The organism is Pullulanibacillus sp. KACC 23026 (assembly GCF_029094525.1).
Classification (GTDB): domain Bacteria; phylum Bacillota; class Bacilli; order Bacillales; family Sporolactobacillaceae; genus KACC-23026.
On sequence record NZ_CP119107.1, the window covers coordinates 1,779,802 to 1,798,750 of the forward strand.

At 44.8% G+C, this 18,949-nt stretch carries 15 protein-coding genes; 10 read left to right on the forward strand and 5 right to left on the reverse strand.

Annotated features, from left to right (window positions below; translation table 11 throughout):
* Positions 1 to 227 precede the first annotated feature (227 nt).
* The 5 genes from PU629_RS08305 (at position 228) to PU629_RS08325 (ending at position 6,300) form a co-directional block, all read left to right on the forward strand.
* Positions 228 to 1,469: a D-alanyl-D-alanine carboxypeptidase family protein gene (locus PU629_RS08305; RefSeq protein ID WP_275283809.1), complete on the forward strand. Its 1,242-nt coding sequence runs from the start codon at positions 228 to 230 to the stop codon at positions 1,467 to 1,469.
* A gap of 338 nt (positions 1,470 to 1,807) precedes the next feature.
* Complete coding sequence (locus PU629_RS08310) at positions 1,808 to 2,749, forward strand: AAA family ATPase (RefSeq protein ID WP_481900484.1); 942 nt, start codon at positions 1,808 to 1,810, stop codon at positions 2,747 to 2,749.
* Positions 2,746 to 3,927 carry a DUF58 domain-containing protein gene (locus tag PU629_RS08315; RefSeq protein ID WP_275283811.1) on the forward strand — a complete coding sequence of 394 codons (1,182 nt, stop codon included), beginning with the start codon at positions 2,746 to 2,748 and terminating at the stop codon, positions 3,925 to 3,927. The genes PU629_RS08310 and PU629_RS08315 overlap by 4 nt, the downstream gene beginning before the upstream one ends.
* The gene (locus PU629_RS08320; protein WP_275283812.1) at positions 3,917 to 5,119 is read left to right on the forward strand and encodes a hypothetical protein; all 1,203 of its coding nucleotides are present in this window, start codon (positions 3,917 to 3,919) and stop codon (positions 5,117 to 5,119) included. The genes PU629_RS08315 and PU629_RS08320 overlap by 11 nt, the downstream gene beginning before the upstream one ends.
* A gap of 152 nt (positions 5,120 to 5,271) precedes the next feature.
* On the forward strand, positions 5,272 to 6,300 hold the full coding sequence (locus tag PU629_RS08325; protein WP_275283813.1) for an LLM class flavin-dependent oxidoreductase: 1,029 nt from the start codon (positions 5,272 to 5,274) through the stop codon (positions 6,298 to 6,300).
* 121 nt (positions 6,301 to 6,421) lie between these two features.
* Here the strand turns inward: PU629_RS08325 and PU629_RS08330 are convergent, their stop codons facing one another.
* Positions 6,422 to 6,826 carry a hypothetical protein gene (locus tag PU629_RS08330; RefSeq protein ID WP_275283814.1) on the reverse strand — a complete coding sequence of 135 codons (405 nt, stop codon included), beginning with the start codon at positions 6,824 to 6,826 and terminating at the stop codon, positions 6,422 to 6,424.
* Between the two features lie 106 nt (positions 6,827 to 6,932).
* Here PU629_RS08330 and PU629_RS08335 point away from each other — a divergent pair, with 106 nt between their 5' ends.
* The 4 genes from PU629_RS08335 to rnz all read left to right on the forward strand — a co-directional run bounded on the left by PU629_RS08335 (position 6,933) and on the right by rnz (position 11,347).
* Complete coding sequence (locus PU629_RS08335; RefSeq protein ID WP_275283815.1) at positions 6,933 to 7,487, forward strand: biotin transporter BioY; 555 nt, start codon at positions 6,933 to 6,935, stop codon at positions 7,485 to 7,487.
* A gap of 170 nt (positions 7,488 to 7,657) precedes the next feature.
* Positions 7,658 to 9,139: an AMP-binding protein gene (locus tag PU629_RS08340; protein ID WP_275283816.1), complete on the forward strand. Its 1,482-nt coding sequence runs from the start codon at positions 7,658 to 7,660 to the stop codon at positions 9,137 to 9,139.
* Positions 9,136 to 10,305: a thiolase family protein gene (locus PU629_RS08345; RefSeq protein WP_275283817.1), complete on the forward strand. Its 1,170-nt coding sequence runs from the start codon at positions 9,136 to 9,138 to the stop codon at positions 10,303 to 10,305. Before PU629_RS08340 ends, PU629_RS08345 begins: the two co-directional genes overlap by 4 nt.
* A 127-nt stretch (positions 10,306 to 10,432) precedes the next feature.
* Complete coding sequence (rnz, locus tag PU629_RS08350; protein WP_275283818.1) at positions 10,433 to 11,347, forward strand: ribonuclease Z; 915 nt, start codon at positions 10,433 to 10,435, stop codon at positions 11,345 to 11,347.
* 2,382 nt (positions 11,348 to 13,729) lie between these two features.
* On the opposite strand, the gene ytxJ is transcribed toward rnz, so the two are convergent.
* From ytxJ to PU629_RS08370, 4 genes are all read right to left on the reverse strand, one after another.
* Positions 13,730 to 14,071, reverse strand: a complete 342-nt coding sequence (gene ytxJ / locus PU629_RS08355; protein ID WP_275283819.1) for a bacillithiol system redox-active protein YtxJ — start codon at positions 14,069 to 14,071, stop codon at positions 13,730 to 13,732.
* A 164-nt stretch (positions 14,072 to 14,235) separates the two neighbouring features.
* The gene (namA, locus tag PU629_RS08360; protein WP_275283820.1) at positions 14,236 to 15,264 is read right to left on the reverse strand and encodes an NADPH dehydrogenase NamA; all 1,029 of its coding nucleotides are present in this window, start codon (positions 15,262 to 15,264) and stop codon (positions 14,236 to 14,238) included.
* Positions 15,265 to 15,423: 159 nt separating this feature from the next.
* On the reverse strand, positions 15,424 to 16,392 hold the full coding sequence (locus PU629_RS08365) for an alpha/beta hydrolase (RefSeq protein ID WP_275283821.1): 969 nt from the start codon (positions 16,390 to 16,392) through the stop codon (positions 15,424 to 15,426).
* A gap of 350 nt (positions 16,393 to 16,742) precedes the next feature.
* Positions 16,743 to 17,480: a glycerophosphodiester phosphodiesterase gene (locus PU629_RS08370; RefSeq protein WP_275283822.1), complete on the reverse strand. Its 738-nt coding sequence runs from the start codon at positions 17,478 to 17,480 to the stop codon at positions 16,743 to 16,745.
* Between the two features lie 413 nt (positions 17,481 to 17,893).
* On the opposite strand from PU629_RS08370, the gene PU629_RS08375 reads away from it, so the two are divergent.
* A complete protein-coding gene (locus PU629_RS08375; RefSeq protein ID WP_275283823.1) occupies positions 17,894 to 18,886 on the forward strand; it encodes an MBL fold metallo-hydrolase in 993 nt (330 codons plus the stop codon).
* Positions 18,887 to 18,949 lie beyond the last annotated feature (63 nt).

Consider the following 18,949-nt stretch of genomic DNA (forward strand, 5'->3'; position numbering starts at 1 on the left):
GCGATGTATAACGCAGATCTATTCGGGCTAAACTTTTACAGGCCTTTTGGTAAGGTTACCAATTTATGTATAGAAGAAAAAGCCGCTCGTTTACCGTTTTTTTGAAAAGGGGTTACTTGAGTGTGAGTCCAACTTTTAGTATAGTAAAAAAGACCTAGGAACGAATTGTTTTTTACTTTTTCAATTAATGGTCAATCATTGATCAAATAAAAATTCGGAGAGACGAGATGCTTAGACGTTTAAAAATGATCGGGATAGGGGTCGCGATAGCGGTGGGTTTCGGCCTGTATCCGCATGCCGCAGCAAAAGCAGCGAGTCCCCCATCCATTCAAGCTTCATACGCGGTTGTTATCAATGCCAAAAACGGGGAAGTTCTTTACGATAAACAATCCCATCATCAAGCTTATCCGGCTAGTATTACGAAATTAATGACCGTTCTTCTTATGGAAAAATATATGTCAAACGATGACTTCATCACCGCCTCATCCCATGCGGTCGCACAGGACGCCAGCAATTGGTTTTACCGGATGCATGTTGGCGAGAAAATGTCCAAAGAAGATGCCATTAATGCCCTCATGATTATCAGTTCAAATGATGTTGCTATGGCTGTTGCTGAACATATTGGCGGTTCCGAAGCAGGCTTTGCCAAATTAATGAATCAGGAAGCCAAAAGCCTTGGCCTCAAGGATACCCATTTTGTTACACCAAACGGCCTTCACAATCCCAAACATTATACGACTCCATATGACATGGCTATTATTGCAAAAGAAGTCATGAAGTATCCGGACCTGCTTAAGGCGATGCAGCAATCCACCTACATCATACACACCGATCAGCAAACCGCCGAAATTTATCGACGTGACAAGATCTATGACAACCCGCTTGCCTTTGGCGGGAAAACGGGCTTTACCGATCAAGCAGAGCAAACCATTGTTGAATATGAGCGCTCAGGCTCAAAAGACATTATTGCGGTTGTCATGCATGATAACAATGCAGGTGAGTATCCAGATGTCCTCTCTATTAGTCATTTTGCTTTTAATCAAATAAAGACTCACACCTTTGGCTCAAAGGGCGATGTTTATCAGACGATTAAAGTGAATGGACAATCTCTTCCTGTCACTCTGGCAAGTCAGGCGGAGATGCAATTTAAAGACGGGGATGTGACGAGCTCGTCTGTGAAATGGAAAGATCTAGATAATTTTAAGGATGGAGTGTCTAAAGGCTATTCAATAGGGACGCTTGCGCTCACTTTAAATGGGAAAGTCGTTAAAAAAGTGAATCTGCTTGCAGCCAAATCGATTTCCGCTTCTGTTGCTACCAATCAGATGGATGAAAAAGTCACAAGCCGTCCCATTTGGCTCTGGACCGAACGTTTAGCGGTTGTTGGACTTCTTGTCCTCGGCTATTTTGTTTTAAAACCAGGAGGACTCAAGCGAAAACCGTTCGTTGACCAGCAACAATCAGATTAAATAGGGTGAATCGGGCCGAGTTTGGTCCGGATAGCGTATCCATGTTACACTTGCTAGATTTAGTGGTAACAAGGATATGCTATTTCTTGTTTTAGAGGCTCATTTAGAGATTAGTGGAAACGAGGATATGTTAATTCCTGGTAGGCGTGCCGTTTCGGGCTGATTATCGGGTTATAGCGTATTCTCGTTACACCTATCTGATTTAGTGGTAACAAGGATATGCTATTTCTTGTTTTAAGAATTTAAATAGCCTAATAATTTGCAAAAGAGATACTCTTACAAAAGGTATTTGTGGTATCCTTATTTTAATAGATTAAGAGAGAAGGATGGGAAATAGGTTGAAAGAAGCATTGACACAATTGCAAAGTCAAGTGGCCAAAGTATTAATAGGAAAGGACCAAGTGGTCGAGTTGCTCTCAATAGCGCTTATTAGTCAAGGCCATGTCCTTCTTGAAGATGTACCGGGGACAGGAAAAACGATGCTGGCTAAAGTGCTCGCAAAGTCGATCAATGGTCAATTTTCACGGGTTCAACTAACGCCGGACGTCCTTCCAAGTGATATTACAGGAATTCAAATCTATAATCCAAAAGATCAGACCTTTGAAATAAAGCCAGGTCCTGTTATGACCAATATTTTATTAACGGATGAAATCAACCGGGCAACCCCACGAACACAGGCTAGTCTTTTAGAAGTCATGGAGGAGCGTCAAGTAACCATCGAAGGGGAGACGCTTAAGATCGAAGGCCCGTTTATCGTTGTCGCGACTCAAAATCCAATTGAACAACAGGGAACCTTTCCTCTTCCAGAAGCGCAAATGGACCGGTTCTTAATGCAAATTCAAATGGGTTACCCTACTTTGGAAGAAGAACGTCGGGTGATGAGGCTGTATCGTGAGGATGAGCCTATTGAGCAACTCCAAGCTATTTTCGAATTAGCCGATATTCAAAAGTGGCAGCAAGAGGTACGTAAAGTCACTCTATCCGAAGAGGTCGAAACTTACCTTTTAAATATTGTTCAGGGGACTCGTCAGCATAATTATATTGAGTCAGGTGTCAGCCCGCGAGGCACGCTTGCTTTTATGAAAGCCGCGCAAGCACGCGCTTTTCTTCATGACCGTTCCTTTGTGACTCCAGATGATTTGAAGATTTTGGCACCATCTATTCTTGCTCATCGATTGGTGTTATCCATGGAAGGGGAGATGCGCTCCTCTAAGCGTGATCTTATTTATGATGTTCTCAGGCAGGTTGAGGTCCCGGTTGAAGAGGGCGCTAGAGAATGAATGGCAAGCTTGTACAGGGATCTGCTCTCCTTGTCAATTGTTTGACAACGCTTGGAACCCTTCTTTTCATTCTTTACTTAATAATGGGATCGACATTCTTGTTTTTGACCGGTTGTATGATGTTGGTTCTCGGCCTTTATCCAAGAATTTACTTAAGAATGGTGAGTCAATCTTTTTCTTTTAATAATCATGAAAACGATAAAATGGTGCTGACTAATGGTGATACTGGAGAACTTTCTTTGACCTTTATTAACCGCTCAGCTCTTCCCATGATTGGATCCTGTGAAGTGGAACATGATCCTTATTTTAGATTAGTAGGAGAAAACCCTTCAGAGAATCGGCTAATCTTCCCCCTTTCCGTTCAAAAAAGGCAATCCGCCACTTTAACTTTACCTTTTGAAACCGTTGGGAGAGGAATCGGTCGAGTGACGAAATTGACGGTTAGCTTAAACGATCCGCTTAAGCTTTTGTCCTGTCGCCTGAGATATGAGTATGTGCGTAAAACCGTCGTGATCTATCCGAGAAAGAAGCCGGTAATGGGTAACGACGGTCAACAGTTGGTCAAGGAAGGCCCGCATAGCCATCCGTCCTCCCTATTTGTCGACCGATCACTCCCGATTGGCACGCGTGACTATGTACAGGGGGATTCGTTAAAAGATATTCACTGGAAAGCAACCGCTCGTAAAGGGGATCTTCAGACGAAATTGGTTGAAAAAACGATTGGAATGACTTGGAGCTTTGTCATATTGTTGGGTCCTAACATGCCAAAGCACGAGATCGCGAGTTTAGAAGAGCAGCTTTCTGCGTTGGCAAGACTCGCTGAATTGGCCCATAAGCGAGACATAGATTTTAATTTGATCGTCAATACGAAACCGATGGGGCGTTCGTTAATCATCCAAACACCATTTGGATCTGACCGCAGTCATTATTTTCGAGTCATGGAACGTTTAGCAGCCATTCAGGTTAACTTTTTAAGGATCGATCCGAAGCTCACAATCCGTGAGATCACACGAGGGCTAAGAGAGCCGCGAGTGTTGTTTTTTGCTGGGTCAGTTAAAGAAGTTTTGGATGATCCCTTGCTCCTGAATTGGCAAAGAAAAGGGCTTCACCTTTACAAAATTGAAGAGTCGGGATCTGTTGTACCGCTGCAAAAAGGGGGAGAAGCCATTGCTAAGTAAGACAAGCTGGCAAGAACAAATTCTCCTTCTCATCATCGAGTGGAGTTTATTCTTAACACTAACCGTCCCTTTTTATCATTGGGCAAACTCCCCATGGCATCTGGTGTTTTCAATTCTAGTTATAGGCGTCATTATGGGCGGGGGGACTTATTTTTTAAGCCGCTTATGGCATAAGGAAACGGGTGTGTACTATTATGGCATTGCTGTCGTTTCCTGTCTGATAGGCTGGTTGATTTTCTCCTGGCCATTTCTATTAAGCTTTTTCTTTAGCGTTTATTTCCTATGGCGCTTGTTTAGCTTTTTAAATGACCAGACACTTGAATACCGTTGGTGGATCTACCTCATCACCTTTTTTTTGACGATTATTCTATGGTTTGCGGTACGCGCTCATCAGTGGCATTCCATTCTTATTGTCAGTTTGATCGTGCAAGGGGTCAGTATTCTTGCTTTTGAAATGCTTCAGGAATGGCGGCTCTCCAAACGTTTGAGCGGCTCCTTGACGTATGCATGCGGATTTGCCGGTGTGCTCATCCTCGGTGTCTGTGTAACGGTTTTGCTTCCTGTTATCAAATGGGGGCTCGACCTTATCTATCAAGTGATTCTGTTTATTATTCTTTGGGTAGCGCGGATCCTTTTCTTTCTCATTGATAAGCTTATATCGCCGCATCTGACACACCAAGACAATTTAAACCATTTCTTAAAGAACATGAAGAAGCAGCACAAGCAGCAGACAATGCAGACGCATAACCCTCATATCTTTAATCCGGAAATTCTGTATGTCATTATAGCGGTCGGCTTATTGGTTGGCGGTTTTTTTCTCATTCGAAAGCTGCGCCTCCAACCTGCTGAAAGAAACACTGGATTAGATGTAGCGGTACAAGGTGCTCCAGGTGGACGATTAACCAAAAGACGTGGTTTCTTTAATGCGGCGAAACCCCCAAAAGACCCCATTCGTCTGCAAGTTTTTCAGTTGCAAAAAAAGTTCCGAAAACAAGAAAAGGGCCGTCTTAAATTTGAAACGTTCCGCGATTGGCTCAATCGAATCGCACAGAATCAGAAATGGCCCGCTTCCATTCTCGATACGTATGATCAAGTACGCTATGGAGACCGCTCGGCGCTAACTGAGCAGGATAGAAATGAGTTTCAGGCTGTCCTCGATCAGCTTAAACAGGAATTAGACAAGAAAAATTAAAGGTTCGTCATAAATTTTTCTCCCAAACGTTGAACTTAAAAAATAACAGGACTTGAGAACATAGCTCACTCCATAAAGCATAAGCTTTTAAAAGGGTTGTATGATTTGAAATCAGCCAAAAAATACAAGCGAACCATTTTGGAGGGGTTATTGTGCTTAAGTTAAGTATTTTAGACCAGTCACCCATATCTAGCGGGCAAACAGCTGTGGAAGCACTTCAAGCTTCTCGGGATTTAGCCAAGCTTGCTGACGAACTGGGCTATTATCGCTATTGGGTTTCTGAGCACCATAATCACCCTGGCATAGCGGGGGTGTCACCTGAAATTTTACTGAGTCATTTGGCCTCCCATACCTCTAGGCTGCGCTTAGGGTCTGGCGGGGTTTTATTAAATCACTACAGTCCTTATAAAGTGGCTGAAAATTTTCATATTCTTGAAGCCTTATTTCCTGGCCGCATCGATCTTGGAATTGGCAGAGCGCCTGGAGGGGATCCAAGTATTCTTCAAGCGATGGGGCACAGGGGACAAGAGTCCCCAGAAGCCTTTCGTCAAAAAGTTCAGGATCTCCTTCGTTATTTAACGCAATCAGGTGATACGACTGGCCCGATAAAAGGGGTACAGGCGACATCGTTTGTTAACTCCCTCCCTCCTGCCTTTCTGCTTGGTTCTTCTGGGACGAGTGCTAGGCTTGCGGCAGAGCTAGGCACCGCTTTTTGCTTTGCCCATTTCCTTAACCCTATTGATGGTCCTGAAGTCCTCAAGCATTACCGAGAAACTTATCACTCGTCTGAACTCAATCAGGCACCAGAAGCTTTTGTGTGTGTCTATGTCGTGTGCGCTGAAACGGATGAAGCGGCTTTTGAGGAAGCGGTGAGTTTGGAACACTGGCTCATTCAATCAGCTAATGGCTTAAAGACAGAAATTCCTTCACCTGAGGATGTAAGTCAAGTTCGGCTTTCAGAAGGGGATGTAGAAGCTATGCGTTTGAATCGCCAGAAGATGATTGTCGGCTCTCCAAGTACTGTCAAAGCAGGTCTTGAGTATATGGCTCGGGCCTATCAAACCGATGAAGTCATGCTGCTCACCAATTTACATAGTCAAGAAGCCAGATTAAAGTCTTATCAGTTAATAGCAGAAGTTTTTTCACTGCCTCGGCTATCGACCGCCGCGCAGGCTCATTAAGTTCCCCGCTTTTTGGGGATTTTTTTGTCCAGTTCAAGAAACTCCAATTCGCTGACTTGGGAACGATTTTAGTGAATGCAATGTCCTTCTCTCGTCCCGCAGGCGGACATGAAAAGGCCAGTTAGGTTCGCTGAGGCAGGGGTTTCTTAATTTTTTTCTTTTTCGAAAGAGTGGGGATGGGGTGTTCCTCCTTGGTTTCTATATTTATTTCCCCGATGTTATTAAGGTTTTGAGTAATGGCTTGTTTAAAAGTTTTTAATACTTTATGCTGTTCAAGTAAGATTTTGAGCTTGTCGCGTGCTTCTTGATCCGCCTGTTCCTTCTTTTTTAGATAGGGAAGGACTAACTTAGAATCAGCTTCGAGATCACTCTCTACTTGTTTGGCGATATAATAACGCAACAAGTATTTCTCTCTCAGTTTCTGCTGTTTAATCATCTCTTTTTCAAGTTGTTTCATCTCTTCCTCGATCTCTAATCTCCAAGATTTAAGCTCTTCAAGACGGAAATCCTCCCAGTTTATATTCACAGAAACGCTCTCCTTTTTAACAATTTATTTGAGTGAATGGCTTGACGTGGTATATATGTTAACTTAAAATCATTTTAGGTTAACATATAAAGAGGAGGACACTCATTTGAAAACCATTGATATGATCTACATGGCCTTGTTTGCTGCGATCACAGCGGTATTGGGATTGTTTCCGGCTATTCCGGTTCCCATGATTTCAGTTCCCATAACTTTGCAAACCTTTGGGGTGATGCTTGGGGGAACGGTCTTAGGAGCAAGACGCGGATTTATAAGTTTACTTATTTTTGATCTTCTTGTTTTAGCAGGCTTACCTATACTATCAGGAGGCCAAGGCGGACTCGCGGCTTTGATAGGTCCATCCGGCGGTTATGTGATGGCGTGGCCAATTGCTGCACTTGTGATTGGATTATTAGTCGACCGTTTCAAGGTCAATGTAGGTCTTGCTCTTATTTACAACATAATTGGCGGGATCCTTGTCGTGTACGCGGGCGGAATCCTTTATTATGCCTTAATTACCGGAACTCCCATTTGGGCAGTTATTGTTGGGAATCTTGCCTTTATCCCAGGGGATTTGATAAAAGCGATTGTGACAGCCTTTCTAGCTGTCCGTCTTCGATCTGCTTTACCGCAGTTGCGGACCAATCGCTCGAAAGCGGCTTGACCATTAACTCTATGAAAAATCTTTTAGGGCTCCTTTTACTAGGGGCTCTCTCTATTAATTTTTATGTTCAATCCTAAGAGATTAGACCTCAAATGAGATATAATTTTTAAAATGATGCTAGACTAGTCATAATAGATTTTTATGACGCTTTTAATGAGAGAAGGACACCTATGAAAACAATGACTGAGACCATTCTTATACACGGTATGAGACAACCCAATGCTGCTGCTATAATAAATGATGAAAAAATTATGACTTATGGTGAATTCAGAAGCAGGTTATTCAAGACCATTCAACAGTTATCGAAACTAAAAGAAGGGTCAGTGAATCCCTCCTCATTCCGAGTAGGGGTTTATCTTGAGAATAGTGAGGCCTTTCTGCTGCTCTTTTTGGCAACGGCCCACATTGGCGGACTTGCGATTCCCTATGATCTGAAGTGGACGCCTGATCAATTGGAGAACACGATACTGGCGACACGTCCTGATGTTATTTTTACAACGCTCCCTTTAAAAAATCGAATCCGTGCTTCAGTAGACGTATATGCAGTAGAGGAGTGGCTGTCAATAGTCTCACCGACTGAGGCGTTAACGGAGACGGCTTTTCTACATAGCAATCCTTATACAGATTTTTATTTGGGCTTTACATCTGGGACAACCGGTTTGCCAAAAGGATTTAAACGCCATCAGGTATCATGGACCAAAAGCTTCGATATAAGCAGCCCACTTTTTAATATTCGTGCTCAGGATGTCATCGCGGCACCAGGACCATTTGTTCACTCTCTTTCCTTATATGCCGCCTGCCATGCGCTTTACGTCGGTGCAGCGTTTGTCCTCTTTAATCACTTTGATCCAAAGCAAGTACTGGAAACATTCAATCAGTATGGTGCGACGGTCACTTATCTCGTCCCCACCATGCTAGAAGCTTTGCTCATGCAAGAGGTTCCATTAACTAAGCCCATGAAATGGCTGTCATCAGGTGATAAGCTGCAGCCTTATACCATAAAAAAAATCCGGGAAAAATGGCCATGCTCTAGTATCTATGAATTTTATGGAACCTCGGAAACGAGCTTTATCAGCTGGCTGGATCATGGTGGCCAGGAGGCGGATAAGCAATTAAGTGTTGGTAGACCTTTTCCAACGGTTGAATTAAAGCTTGAAAACAAAAAAGACGGCACAGGTGAGTTATGGGTGAAAAGCCCTATGTTATTTAGCGGGTATGATCAAAATCCAACTGCCACGGCTGCTGTATTAAGGAATGGGTGGTACTGTACAGGTGATTTGGCAAGAATCGATCAAGAAGGGGCACTGTATTTACTTGGTCGTGAGAAAAATCGCTTAATTTCAGGTGGGCTGAATATCTACCCTGAAGAGATTGAACGGGTGATTAAAGATCAGTTTGGCTTGACGGCTTTTGTTATTGTTGGAATTCCAGATGATTATTGGGGGGAGAAAGTGACCCTTGTCCTTGATGAACAGGAAGAACTTTGCGAAGGGGAGGAAAGATTCCTCCAAAAATTAAGTGAGAAGCTTCCGCGCTATCAGCTACCGAAGCAAATCCTTCGCCTCACCAGCCTGCCGATGACGACTAGTGGAAAAGTTGCAAGAGAACGAGTGCTTCAACTAGCTATGCGGCAATTGGAGGGACAGCCTTGAACAGAAAAGCGGTGATCGTCTCTGCTAAACGAACTCCGATTGGAAAAATAGGCGGCGTGCTTCGTTCGGTCCCCCCCGAGGAACTCACTGCCGCTCTCATCCGTGATTTATTAGCTCAAACAAAGGTGGCTGCTAGTGAAATTGATGATATCTTTCTTGGCAATACAGTGGGACCTGGTGGGAATTTGGCTCGTTTATCTGGATTAACAGCCGGGCTATCTGTTTCGGTTCCGGGCGTAACAGTGGATCGCCAATGCGGCTCAGGCCTTGAAGCCATTATTCTTGCAGCGCGGCAAATTCAAGCGGGAGCAGGAGATGTTTATCTAGCAGGCGGTGCTGAGAGCACAAGCCTAGCCCCATGGAAGTTTGCCAAACCTGCTAGTCTTTATGAACTGCCTAAACCTTATGGACGGGCACGTTTTTCACCGGATTTCATTGGGGACCCAGAGATGGGAGAGGCGGCTGAAAATGTCGCTTCGGTCTATGGGGTTACTCGTGAGGAACAGGATGCTTATGCCCTTAGAAGTCATCAAAAAGCCATAGTTGCAATAGATGAAGGCCGTTTTAACAACGAAATCACACCCATTCAAGTTGAAACAGAGAACGGGGTAAAATGGGTCAAGCAGGATGAATGCCCGCGCCGTTCAACATCTCTTGAGAAATTATCAAGGCTTAAGCCTGTTTTTAGAAAAGACGGGTCCGTAACAGCGGGGAATGCATGTCCCATAAATGACGGAGCTGCTCTTGCCCTTATCATGTCAGAAGAAAAAGCAATAGCCTATGGGTTAACACCCATTCTTGAATTTATGGATGCCGCTGTATGCGGTGTGGATCCTAATCTTCTTGGTATTGGCCCCATCCCAGCGGTCGAGCAGGTTCTCAAACGACAATCACTTACAATCAATGATCTAGCTTATATAGAATTCAATGAGGCCTTTGCCTCACAAGTGATTGCTTCTTTAAAGGAGTTGACCATTCCGTATGAGAAGGTCAATGCAGGAGGAGGAGCATTGGCACTTGGCCATCCTTATGGCGCATCAGGCGCTGTATTGGTTACGAGGCTTTGTGCGGAGGCGTGGGCTTTCCGAGGCGGCCTTGGCCTAGCCACACTAGGAATTGGAGGAGGCTTAGGACTCGCCGCCCTGTTTCGGTTCTGCGGAGAGTAAAGAAGCGTCCGAAGCTGAAATACACTACTTTGAGCGTGCAGGAGCCAGGTTGTTTTCTATTAGAGTGTTTGTTTAGCGGTTTGATTATAATAAAGAGTAAGATTGTTTGTTGGAGGAGGGACTCGAGATGGAGTTAGTGTTTTTGGGTACGGGAGCGGGGGTTCCTGCTAAGCATCGAAACGTCGCATCCATTGCTCTTATCATGCCGGAATTCAATAGTGAGACATGGTTGTTTGATTGCGGAGAAGCGACACAGCACCAAATTTTGGAGACGAAAGTGAAGTTGAGTAAAGTCACAAAGATTTTGATTACCCATCTTCATGGTGATCACATCTATGGACTGCCTGGCCTCTTGGGCAGCCGGTCATTCCAAGGCGGAGAGACGCTTCTTACCTTATATGGACCAAAGGGCATTAAAGACTATGTAGAGGTGTCGCTTAGGATCTCTGAAACCCATCTGACTTATCCGCTTGAAATTATAGAGCTGGAAGAGGGGACATTGTTTGAAACGGCAAACTATAAGGTTGAAGTTCGCCTTCTTTTGCATGGGGTGGCAAGCTACGGCTATCGACTTGTTGAAAAGGACAAGCCTGGAGCACTATTAGTGGATAAGATCAAAAAGGAATTGGGAATCTCACCGGGGCCGCTTCTTAAACAATTTAAAGAGACAGATCGCCTTGTTTTAGACGATGGGCGAGAAATCGTAACAGCCGATTACTTAGGGCCGGTTAAAAAAGGACGGATTGTGGCGATTCTTGGGGATACGAAGCCTTGTGAAGGAGAGCGTGTATTAGCAGAAGGAGCCACTTTACTGGTTCACGAAGCCACGTTTATGGTGGATAAGGAAGAGGGAGCTAACGCCTTTTTTCATTCGTCAACACGACAGGCAGCTGCCTGCGCGATCGATGCCCATGCAGAGACTCTGATATTGACACATATTAGTGCCCGTTATAAGGACGAAGGGGAGGCCCTTCTAAACGAGGCGAAGGCTTTTTTTCCAAATACTTATTTGGCTGAAGATCTATGGTCGTATACTTTCTGAGTGCGGCTTTCAGAAAAGGACAAGCGGGTTTTCAAGCTATTAAGTGAAAAGTTAAGTGGATGAGGCAGCCGGAAGGGCGTTCATCGAGGGTATGAACGCCAAAAAGAGGGAGTGGAGCATCCGAAAAGGCGTTCATCGAGGGTATGAACGCCAAAATAGGGTTGAGGGCAAGCAAGAAGGGCGTTCATCGAGGGTATGAACGCCAAAAAGAGGGAGTGGAGCATCCGAAAAGGCGTTCATCAAGGGTATGAACGCCAAAATAGGGTTGAGAGCAGGCAAGAAAGGCGTTCATCGAGGGTATGAACGCCAAAATAGGGTTGAGAGCAGGCAAGAAGGGCGTTCATCAAGGGTATGAACGCCAAAATAGGGTTGAGAGCAGGCAAGAAGGGCGTTCATCAAGGGTATGAACGCCAAAATAAGTGGATGAGGCAGCCGGAAGGGCGTTCATCGAGGGTATGAACGCCAAAATAGGGTTGAGAGCAGGCAAGAAGGGCGTTCATCAAGGGTATGAACGCCAAAATAGGGTTGAGAGCAGGCAAGAAGGGCGTTCATCAAGGGTATGAACGCCAAAATAAGTGGATGAGGCAGCCGGAAGGGCGTTCATCAAGGGTATGAACGCCAAAATAGGGTTGAGAGCAGTTAAGAAGGGCGTTCATCAAGGGTATGAACGCCAAAATAGGGTTGAGGCCAGGTAAGAAGGGCGTTCATCGAGGGGATGAACGCCAAAATAAGTGGATGAGGCAGCCGGAAGGGCGTTCATTGAGGGTATGAACGCCAAAATTGGGCTGAGAGTAGGCAAGAAGGGCGTTCATCGACGGAATGAACGCCAAAATAAGGCTGAGGGCAGGCAAGAAGGGCGTTCATCAAGGGTATGAACGCCAAAATAAGTGGATGAGGCAGCCGGAAGGGCGTTCATCAAGGGTATGAACGCCAAAAAGAGGGAGTGAGGCAGCTGTAAGGGCGTTCATCGAGGGTATGAACGCCAAAAAGAGGGAGTGGAGCATCCGAAAAGGCGTTCATCAAGGGTATGAACGCCAAAATAGGGTTGAGAGCAGGCAAGAAAGGCGTTCATCGAGGGTATGAACGCCAAAATAGGGTTGAGAGCAGGCAAGAAAGGCGTTCATCGAGGGTATGAACGCCAAAAAGAGGGAGTGGAGCATCCGAAAAGGCGTTCATCAAGGGTATGAACGCCAAAATGAGTGGGTGAGTCAGCTGGAAGGGTGTTCATCAAGGGTATGAACGCCAAAATAAGTGGATGAGGCAGCCGGAAGGGCGTTCATTGAGGGTATGAACGCCAAAATTGGGCTGAGAGTAGGCAAGAAGGGCGTTCATCGAGGGTATGAACGCCAAAATAGGGTTGAGGCCAGGTAAGAAGGGCGTTCATCGAGGGGATGAACGCCAAAATAAGTGGATGAGGCAGCCGGAAGGGCGTTCATTGAGGGTATGAACGCCAAAATGAGTGGGTGAGTCAGCTGGAAGGGTGTTCATCAAGGGTATGAACGCCAAAATAAGTGGATGAGGCAGCCGGAAGGGCGTTCATTGAGGGTATGAACGCCAAAATTGGGCTGAGAGTAGGCAAGAAAGGCGTTCATCGACGGAATGAACGCCAAAATAAGGTTGAGAGCAGGCAAGAAGGGCGTTCATCGAGGGGATGAACGCCAAAATGAGTGGATGAGGCAGCCGAAAGGGCGTTCATCAAGGGTATGAACGCCAAAATAAGGTTGAGAGCAGTTAAGAAGGGCGTTCATCAAGGGTATGAACGCCAAAATAAGTGGATGAGGCAGCCGGAAGGGCGTTCATCGAGGGGATGAACGCCAAAATAGGGTTGAGAGCAGGCAAGAAGGGCGTTCATCAAGGGTATGAACGCCAAAATTGGGCTGAGAGCAGGCAAGAAGGGCGTTCATCAAGGGTATGAACGCCAAAATAGGGTTGAGAGCAGGCAAGAAGGGCGTTCATCAAGGGGATGAACGCCAAAAAGAGGGAGTGAGGCAGCCGGAAAGGCGTTCATCAAGGGTATGAACGCCAAAATAGGGTTGAGAGTAGGCAAGAAGGGCGTTCATCGAGGGTATGAACGCCAAAATAAGGCTGAGGGCAGGCAAGAAAGGCGTTCAACGAGGGTATGAACGCCAAAATAGGGTTGAGGGCAAGCAAGAAGGGCGTTCATCGAGGGTATGAACGCCCAATAGAGTGAGTGAGTCAGCTAAAAACTGTGATGATGGGCATTATCAGTGGTGTTATAAGAACTTAAATAGTCTAATTAATCACTTCTTCTAACGGAAGCTTTAGTTCAAAAAGTATTTCTATATAAAAAAGCACCGCGAGTAACGGTGCTTTTTGTGTTCTTTAGTAGGCTACTTAACTTGCTTTTCCGAGTTTTGTTTTTTATTGGACTTCTTTCAAAAGGGCATCGTGCGTGATGTCCCAATGAGAGGTATTCCAAGTCGCTTGTTTATTTTTGATCAGGATCGCTTGCGGGGATTGATGGGTAACGCCAAGTTCATCCGCAATTTTCAGTGAAACGGGGCGGGACTCAATGACCTTGACATAGGCGGTTTCAACGCCTTTTGCTTCTAATTCTTCTAATGTGTGATTAAATTCGTTCCAAGCATTCGCACTGATTGGGCATGTTGTGCTGTGCTTCAAAAGAACAACCGGCTTCTCGCTTGAATCATCAAGAAGCGCTTTCCAATCGTCCTCAGACGTGATCTCGCGTAAATTTGCCATGTTATCTCCACCTTTTAATTAGATTAACTGAACTTTGCAACGGACATGGAGTCTGGTTACCTGTCACTTGGGGCCAAATTTCAGATTTTATACGGCGCTGAAGGGCATTCATGTTCTATGTCCGTTAAATAAAAGATAATGGTCTTAGGGGCAAGCTCTAGCTTTTAAAAATTCCATCCGCGCTGATATTGAACAGGACCTTCGAGTGTTATGCCAAGCTCCTTGGCAGCGTCATAGGCCCAATAGGGATTTCTTAAGAGAGCACGAGCGATAATGATGAGGTCGGCTCGGTCATTTTTCAAGATTTCTTCAGCTTGAACGCCGTTTAGGATTAAGCCAACTGCTCCTGTTGCGATATCCGCTTCATGTTTTATTTTATCGGCATAAGGGACTTGGTATCCAGGAAAAACATCAATTTTGGCTGGAGCAACCGCACCGGTGCTGACATCAATTAAGTCGATCCCTTGTTCCTTCATTTTCTTAGCATAATAAACGTGATCATCCGGTGTGCTGCCGCCTTCTAAGTGATCCGTTGCTGAAACCCTTACAAAAATAGGCTTGTTTTTCCAAACGGTTTTGACCGCGTCAATCACCTCGGATAAGAAGCGATAGCGGTTTTCTAAGCTCCCGCCGTATTCGTCCGTTCGTTTATTCGAAAGCGGGGAGAGGAATTGGTTAATTAAATAGCCGTGGGCTGCGTGGAGTTCAATGAGATCAAAGCCTGCTTCGTCAGCCCGGCGAGCGGCTTCTTTAAAGGCTCCGACCGTTGCTTTAATGTCCTCTTTGGTCATTTCTTTTGGCGTTTGATAAGCGTCACTAAATTCGAGGGCGGATGGCGCAATAATGGATTCTTCAATATCCGCCTTTCGACCGGCGTGATTTAATTGGATCCCGATTTTACTGTTGTTCATGTGGTTGAGTTCAACGAGCTTCTTAAGCCCTGAAATGTGGTCATCGCTCCAAATGCCAAGATCCTGCATGGAGATACGTCCTTGTGCGGTTACAGCAGTCGCCTCAACGATCACAAGGCCGACCTGTCCAACCGCACGGCTTGTATAGTGTGTGATGTGCCAGTCATTGACGAAACCGCTTTTATCGTAGCAGCTGTACATGCACATTGGCGCCATAATAATGCGATTTTTAAGCGTCATATTCTTGATCGTATAAGGCGTAAATAATTTTCTCTCACCCATCTAAAGCACATCCTTTAACTCTAATATCTTTTATTCTGTTCTGTAATATTCCCTTAGTATGCGTAATTATAGCACAGGTCTTTTTCAGTAACAGTGAATATGCTTAAGAACTTCCACAATTGGAAAACGTTCCCCCTTTAAGTGGAGGAACGCTTGAATCTAAAAATTATTCTTTTTAAAGAAGTCCAATACATCTTTTTCATAAGCGGCAGGCTGGTCTACAAACTCCATGGTGTGGTCAGGCCCATGGAAGAGGTCAAAGGTGACATTTCCTTGTTCCGTTGCCTGGTAGATCGATTGACTGTTTGTATAAGGAATGGTTCCATCACTTGTTGAAGCAATTAATAGAAGCGGACCTTTATATTTTTCAGCGCTCTGAATAGGTGACACGTTGTTTGGATTAATATGGATGGACAGTGGCACCCAGAGCTTTAAAATGAGCGGATTAAACGGAAAGCTTGGCAGATGAGACCAGTGAGTCAAGTTTGTATTTAAGTAACTTCCCAGATTGGAGAAGGAGGAGTCTGCGACAGCGACTTTCACAGCTGGACTTTGGTAGGCGGTAAGAAGCGTCGTGGCGGCGCCCTGTGACCAGCCCATTAAACCAATCTGAGCGTTTGGGTTTTCTTTTAAGAGCGCATCAATGGCCCCTAATAAATCCTGTTGTTCATAATAGCCGACCGTTGTTGTCGTTCCTCCTGACGCCCCGCTGTTGCGGTAATCAAAGGTTAAAACGTTGTAGCCATTGTCATGAAGAAATTTGAACAGATCGAGACCAGGCGTTCCCTTTGGCGAGCCATTAGTCGGCCAGATTAATCGATTTCCTGTGTAACCATGGGACGTGATAATCCACTTATTGGTAGACGTGGCGGCAGGCATTTCCCAGCCTTTTAACGTTACCTTTCCGTCATGACTTTTAAAGGCTACATTTTTATAAGTCAGTCCGACATCACCAGGATTTAATGTGACTGATTTATGTTTGGGATGAATGAGCTGTGTGGTGATGTAGTAGCTCAGGCCGAGGCAAGCAATAATCACTACGCAAATAAGAATCACAAGTGTGGTGATGACGACTCGAATCGGCCGTTTAGGTTTCGTTTTTATAGGAAGCTGTTGATACGTGCTCATAGAACCGTTAACTCCTCTCACTTAAGGCCATTATGCCTTTCTAGCGAACTCGTTTTCTGTATTGTACCAATAGATGAGAGGAAAAGGGAAGTTTATTTCAATAAAAGTAAGCGTTTTCTTTTTGTTCTAAAGAGAAAAACAATAGGGGCCAGCCTTTAAGACAGGACGGGCGGTCTATATGTATGAGATAGTTGTGGGTAGCTCTAGCTTGGGTGTCAAAGCGACATTGATTGCTAAGTGACTTATTCACATAGTTGTTTAAGGGGAATAAGGATGGAACAGATACCTGTTCATCCATTGAGTCATCCCCTCTGACTTAATTGATTGAAAAAAACGAATAAGTATTGACGTTAGGACTGTTTCAGTTGTTTCTTGAGATTGGCAGCCATCCATGGGTAATCGGTGATAAGGGCGTCGCTATTCCATTCCATCAACAGCCTCATAAAATGGGGAAGGTTAACGGTATAAGGCCGAATGGAGAGGTGATTGGCGTGCAGTTCGCTGATCAACGGACTGTTCACCGATCGGTAATGAGGGTGAATGCCCCTGGCACCGAGTTCACGACAATAATCCATTGGTGAGATCGGAAGCGGCTTTGCCAATAAAGGGGCGGTTTCTGCATCCGTATTGAGCAAATGAATTTTGTAGAGGCTTTCATGGTTGAAGGACGAGAAGACCGTTCGTTTCAACAACCCGCGCTCTGTCACCATGTTCAACACGACTTTTTCCATTCCTTTATAAGCAAAAATATTATTTTTAAGTTCTATATTAATAAGCAGTGAAGTGGAGGCGACCCATTCTAAGAACTCTTCAAGTGTCGGAATGGTCTCGGCTCTATATTGATGGGATTTCCAGCTTCCCATACTGAGCTGTTTTATAGAATTAAGCGTATAGTCCTTTACAAATCCATTCCCATTGCTTGTACGGTCAACAGTCTCATCATGAATGATGACGGGGACGCCGTCCTTAGTTAAATGAACGTCGAGCTCAATTCCATCGGCGCCTTCTTTTAAAGCCTGCTTAAAGGCAGCCATTGTATTTTCAGGACATTGTCCATTAGAACCGCGGTGAGCATATATGATGGTCAAAAATGGTCACTCCAATCTAAATGGCATCAAAAAATAAAAAGGATTACAGCGAAAAAAAACGAACCTTTAATAGTATATGGTAAAAGAGTGGAGAATGGACCAAAGGAAATAGCAAACAGGTTAATGGGACCATTCCTTATCTATTGTGAGACAATAAGACAAGGCTGGTTGAAAAGGCAACGGAGTGACGCATCAGTCACCCGAAAGCGGCTCGTTCACTTTTAGCCTGAGCCCCGACCACTTGAAGAACAGCTAACGGACAAGTTTAGTGGTAAACAGAGCTTCAGATGACCTCTTATTTAAGTTTACTGCTTCGAGCATCCTAGTCGCACGAAAAACGAACTTTTTTGATAATAAAAGAAGGGCCCTTAAGATTTCTAATCTTCTTTTTCAGGTGAATGGAGGCGTTTAAGTTGGATAGCTTTCAAATAGCGGAGGATGTCTTTGGGATTGAACTCACTACTCCTTTTGCAGTTGGACCCGTAAATGTTTATTTAATAAAGAAAGAAAAAGAGCTTCTCTTAGTTGATGCGGGTGTGAACACGGAAACGGCCTGGCAGGAGTTGACAAAGGGACTTCAGCAATTTGGCTGGGCACCTGAGTGTATTACCGCCATTTTTTTGACGCATCATCACCCTGATCATACGGGCTTAGTTTCAAGAATGCCGCATTGTCCGCTTTATGCGCATCCTAAAGCGGTGCCTTGGCTCACGAGGGATGAGGCTTTCTTTGAACGCTATGAGGCTTATTTTAGGCATAAAGCAAAAGAAATGGGGGTGCCCGCTGATCTCATTCATTACATTCCTGCCGTCAATGATTATGTCAAATTTAGTGGAGCTAGACCAATTGTTCAAACCGTAACGCCTAAGGATCGCCTTCCTCATTTTGAAGACTGGGGGATTATGGAGACACTTGGCCATGCGCAAAGTCATTATTCTCTATTAAGAGAAGCGGATGGTCTGTTTGTGGCAGGCGATGCCATTCTTGAGAGGGTGACGTCTAATGCCTTGATGGAGCCGCCTTTTCAAGAGGGGGAGCCTGCTCCAAGGCCGCTCATTCAATACCGTGAAACCCTGCAAAAATCGATGGCATTACCCATTAGACAAGTTTTACCTGGTCATGGGAAGCCCTTTGAATTCACGACGTCTCTCATTTCTCGCAAATTAAGGGGGCAGGAGCGCAGGCGAGCCACGATTTTATCCATGATTTCAGATGAAGGTGCCACAACCTTCGAACTCGCCAAACACTATTTTCCAGATGTCTATCTCTCCCAGATGGATCTTGTTTTATCCGAAATACAAGGGCATCTTGAGTGGTTAGAAGCAGATGGGATGATTCGAGGTAAGCGAACAGAAGAAGCGGTTATTCGCTATTTTGTGAACCAACATGTATTTAAAAAGGGTTAATCCTGTTTAGGTTGACGGGTAAATGGGTTTCTCGTTTGATTGGATAGATAGGTCTTAAATTTA

Excerpts from the sequence above, each read along its gene's own strand:
- PU629_RS08365 (WP_275283821.1), bottom strand. The coding sequence starts at position 16,392 with ATGAGCACGTATCAACAGCTTCCTATAAAAACGAAACCTAAACGGCCG.
- PU629_RS08305 (WP_275283809.1), top strand. The coding sequence starts at position 228 with ATGCTTAGACGTTTAAAAATGATCGGGATAGGGGTCGCGATAGCGGTG.
- namA (WP_275283820.1), bottom strand. The coding sequence starts at position 15,264 with ATGGGTGAGAGAAAATTATTTACGCCTTATACGATCAAGAATATGACG.
- rnz (WP_275283818.1), top strand. The coding sequence starts at position 10,433 with ATGGAGTTAGTGTTTTTGGGTACGGGAGCGGGGGTTCCTGCTAAGCAT.
- PU629_RS08340 (WP_275283816.1), top strand. The coding sequence starts at position 7,658 with ATGAAAACAATGACTGAGACCATTCTTATACACGGTATGAGACAACCC.
- PU629_RS08315 (WP_275283811.1), top strand. The coding sequence starts at position 2,746 with ATGAATGGCAAGCTTGTACAGGGATCTGCTCTCCTTGTCAATTGTTTG.
- ytxJ (WP_275283819.1), bottom strand. The coding sequence starts at position 14,071 with ATGGCAAATTTACGCGAGATCACGTCTGAGGACGATTGGAAAGCGCTT.